3 protein-coding genes are annotated in these 4,460 nt (G+C 42.3%); all 3 read right to left on the bottom strand.

Annotation, left to right across the window (positions count from 1 at the left end):
- Positions 1 to 296: 296 nt before the first annotated feature.
- Complete coding sequence (locus LG34_RS14210; protein ID WP_109216654.1) at positions 297 to 989, bottom strand: LrgB family protein; 693 nt, start codon at positions 987 to 989, stop codon at positions 297 to 299.
- Complete coding sequence (locus tag LG34_RS14205) at positions 970 to 1,344, bottom strand: CidA/LrgA family protein (RefSeq protein WP_109216653.1); 375 nt, start codon at positions 1,342 to 1,344, stop codon at positions 970 to 972. The genes LG34_RS14210 and LG34_RS14205 overlap by 20 nt, the downstream gene beginning before the upstream one ends.
- Before the next feature lie 338 nt (positions 1,345 to 1,682).
- Positions 1,683 to 4,292, bottom strand: coding sequence for a YfhO family protein (locus LG34_RS14200; protein ID WP_109216652.1), 2,610 nt, complete (start codon positions 4,290 to 4,292; stop codon positions 1,683 to 1,685).
- Between the last annotated feature and the right edge of the window lie 168 nt (positions 4,293 to 4,460).

The following is a 4,460-nucleotide window of genomic DNA, read 5'->3' as shown; positions in this document are numbered from 1 at the left end:
TTAGTGCTCCACGCACTTGAAGCTGGGGAATGCTTATTCTGCGTTCAAACTGACTAACAGTATTAGTCAATGGCAACAACACATATATGAACATACCGTTTTTCATAAAAAATGCCCGCTTTCAAATAAACAGTTTTTACTGTCTGTCTAAAAGAGGGCATATTACTCATAAATGAGCCGCTTTTCATTTTTCTGATATTGTTTTCTGCTCAGCGCTTACAAAATCATCTGCATTGCTTCATAGTTTTAAGCATGCTGAATCCAATTCATCTCAGCAGAGCCATATACATTACATACTATATGATATGTGAAAAAATCGGAGCTACGATAACCGTCAGAATACCTGCCACTGCAATGGATAAGCCGCCCATGGCACCTTCGATTTCACCCATTTCCAGAGCTTTCGCGGTACCAATCGCATGGGCGGAAGTACCAAGTCCGACTCCTTTTGCTACCGGATGGGTAACATGGAACAACTTGTACACAAAATCTGCCAGCACGTTTCCAACCACACCTGTGATAATGATAACTGCAACAGTGATGGTTACGATACCGTTCAACTCCTCTGATACCCCCATACCGATCGCTGTTGTGATGGATTTCGGAAGCAGGGTAACATACATATCATGCTCCAGTCGGAAGATCAGACACAGTACTAAAATACAGACTGCGCCGGTCAAAACCCCCGCCACGATACCACCGATAATGGCTTTCCAGTTTTTCTTCAACAGCTCCATCTGCTCATATAACGGAATTGCCAGACATACCGTTGCCGGTGTCAGCAGATAGCTCAAAAGCTGTGCGCCATCGTTGTATGTATCATAATCAATATGGAATCCCACCAGAATCAGGATAATGATCACGATGGAGATCAGTAACGGATTTAACAGTGCAAATTTCAATTTCTTTTTCAGCAGTACACCAACTTCATATGCAAGGATACTCACCAGTACGCCGAAAAACATAGAATTACTCAGAATGTCCTTCATTTTTCTTACGCTCCTCTGCTTCAATCATCGTCTGTGTTACTTTTCCGGATATTCCCATAACTGCGATCGTTGAGATAAACATGATCACGATAACCGGAACCAACACTGGTTTTAACTTATCCCATGCATTTAACAGACCAACACCAGCCGGGATAAACATCATCGGCATGATCTCTATCAGGAATTTTCCTGCATCCTGAACCGCTTCCACTTTCAGTACTTTTGTCTCTAACAAAATAAACATCAGCACCAGTCCGTAAATACTTGCCGGAATCGGCAGCGGCAATACATATTTCAAAACTTCTCCAATAAAAGAGATAAAAAGAATAATGACAAATTGACGAATATATTTCATAACAACGCCTCTTTTCTCTGGTCAAAAAGTCTACATTTTATGGTAACTATTTTTTCCTTAAAATGCAATTTCATTATCTCAATTATTATATCAGCTTTTTCATAATTTTCAATACATTGGTGCTACCAATTTTAGTAAAAAAGAAATTATTTTTATTTTAAATCTATTCTCTGTATCACTGCAAAATTTTATTCTTATCATCACCTCTTAAAATAGCATATCTGAATGTGTTTTTAATCTAATTTTCTGAAAACAAAATGGACACCTCATCCAAAAGTGCCCATTTTCATTCCTATCTCTTATTAACAAATTTCTTCCATCATTTTTGTGACTAATTTTCATCTGTGATGCTTTTGTCTGTACAGTACAGTCGCCACTGACCATATAGCAAACAATACCACCGACAGCAGACTTGCCATCATCCCATATTTCTGTCCCGGCGGATCAAACCGCAGATCTATCGTATGAGAACCGGATGAGAGTTTTGCTCCGGCAAATGCTGTGTTTACAGTCTCTATTTTCGTCTCTTTGCCATCCACATACAGTTTCAGTCCATTCTGCATCGGAATGGAAGTTACAAAATATTCATCCTCAGATGCGGTCACATTGCATTTTAATACACTGTTTTTCTCCCACTGATCCTCTGAAACCAGTTCTGCTGCTTCTACCTGCTTATCCGCAAGAAGTTGACCCGGGAACACATAACATGCCACGTCAGTAATGTCATAGCTGCCTTCTGACAACCGCAGCATAATATATTTGTCATTGCCACGCTCTTTTAACATATAGGAAAAGCAATTATTTTCATTCGGATACGGTGCACTTAAGCCCGACAGTTTATTTTTTCTTCCATTTGCAGAGATTACCACTGGTTTTTCTGTATGGTTGTTTACCCGAAACCGGAAATACAACGTTCCGTTCTGCATTGCGGAATCTAATGGAATCCGGATTGTTCCTTTATCGGTAACTTTCATTTGATAACCGTTATTGATTGCCTGCACTTTTACATTGTCAGAGCATTCCACCTCATTGGAATCCAGTGCCGGCAATGAAATCTGCTCCATATCAGATACGGAAACAGAATCTGACGCATCTTCTACAACCGTGTAACGACTGAGTGCTGTCATTTTCTGCGTATCACCAAGTGCTTCAAACTGCTGATCTGAAATACAGTCTGAAGTCGTATATGCGATTGGCAGCACGTTTGGATTTTCTGCAATTACATTTTTTCCCTGCTGTGCAACGATTTTATATCCATAAGGGATTTTATTTTCAGTAGTCAGCACATAACGCTCTGCCATCAGCTGTGCAAACAGCGGATTTCGTTCTTCCAGGAGTGCCGTGCGGTTGTTGATCTGAATCGGCATCTTGGTCAGATCATAGTAAAAATTCTGATATGCAGAGTTGGTCACAGAGGAATACATAGTCGTCGTCTGCTGTCCGTAAAACTGCAGCGCATTGCACTCTTTTTTTGCATCCGTCAGCTTGTTGCAGCGATACAGCTTATTTCCGCAGATTGCCTGCAACTCTTCTTCGGTAAAATTCTGCTCCTGCGCCTCAGAAGTCGGCATTCCCTGCCAGTTTTCCCCATCTGCCAGACGCACATAGATCAGAAATGGCATGATAAACAAAAACAGATAACGCACAATGCCGGTTTCACATCCGATATCTGAGCATCCATTCACCTCTTGTTTTTTCCTCAATTTCGTATCCACAAGGGCAGCCACAAGCAAAATGCCGGTATCCAATGTCACCCACCAGAACCATGCCTGTCCCCACTGGGACGCAATGACTCCGGCAAAGACAAGAAATATCCAAAATCTCCAGCGCACTTCTCCACGGCGGATTTTCTGAAAAATCTTCATGCAGTACAAAAGAACCACCGGTACAAACGGAACCAGAATTTTTCCCCTTGCATACAGCGTTGCATTTAAAATGTAGGGTGCCACGCCAAACAGGCTTCCAAGCAATAACAGTGCTGACTGCCAGCGATATTCTCTGATGGTCAATCCCAGAAGCAGCAGATACAGACAAATCACCGTCAATCCCATGCCATACGGGGAATACAGCAGATTCTGTGCATTCGGAAGCACAAGATCCGTGAGTGTTGTTGTTTTTTCTCCGCTGTGCTTATGCTCCAGAATTGCCATAAAGGTAGGCAGCAACAGCATCATTGCCATTCCTATGGATAAAATCACACTGGTTACCCCCTGAAACAGCAGTTTCCGCTTTCCTGACCAGTCTGCTTCCCGTCGTAACATTCCTACCGCAAACCATCCGATCACTGCCAAACAGGCGATCGCATAATAAAAGCTATGCAGATAGATCAGTGTCAGACTGACCGACATCAGCGCAAATTTTCGTTTTTTCAGGAAGATCAGCGCCAGAAGCAAAAATGGTAAATAATTCACAAACATAATCTGGCGATGTGTCTGGAAAAAACAGTTTGCCAGCAAAAACAGCATACTGCCGAAAAATGCGCCAAAAGGAGACATACCTTCCAGTCGAAGCCAGTAACGCATTAATAACACTGCTGCCAGATAACTGCACAGTGCATATGCCGGAATCAAAAACGTCATCGGCACCTGTGGCAGCAGACATCCAAGAATAATATCCGGACGGAAATACCCATAATAGGCAAACTGAAATCCATTATTGCCGCCGCCAATGATCATCCACGCCGGTGCAAGCGTTTTTTCTTCCATGCAGGTGCGGCGGATGGTTTCTGCCAGCGTCACATGCTGATCATACCAGTCAATGGTGGAACCATAAAAGCAGCCTTCCGGCAGGATTAGACCAATGAGCAGGAAAAACACTGCCACCAGAATCCCGGTAAATACCACATTCTGGAGCATCTGGTTTCGCTTCTCCTGCTTTGGTTCTGTTCCCGCCCAAAGACTGCTCTGTTTATATTTTCTTTGTGTATTTTCTATTACTCTTTCTTTCATTTCCACTATCCCTCATTGCTGCTTTTTTCTCTTTTCCTTAGCAACACATTCAGTTTAGCAGAAATTTTTGAAAATCTACTATGTGAAATTCTGAATTTTTCTTAAGAACTTACAATTCAAGTCGAACGCACGTGAGACTTGGTGCGTGATTCTGGTCAGCGAAAGCTG

Source organism: Eubacterium ramulus, from assembly GCF_003122485.1.
Classification (GTDB): Bacteria; Bacillota; Clostridia; order Lachnospirales; family Lachnospiraceae; genus Eubacterium_I; species Eubacterium_I ramulus_A.
Note: the sequence above shows the minus strand (reverse complement) of the source record. Positions and strands in the feature narration are given on the sequence as shown.

Coding starts and splice junctions, on each gene's coding strand:
- LG34_RS14205 (WP_109216653.1), bottom strand. CDS start 1,344: ATGAAATATATTCGTCAATTTGTCATTATTCTTTTTATCTCTTTTATT.
- LG34_RS14200 (WP_109216652.1), bottom strand. CDS start 4,292: ATGAAAGAAAGAGTAATAGAAAATACACAAAGAAAATATAAACAGAGC.
- LG34_RS14210 (WP_109216654.1), bottom strand. CDS start 989: ATGAAGGACATTCTGAGTAATTCTATGTTTTTCGGCGTACTGGTGAGT.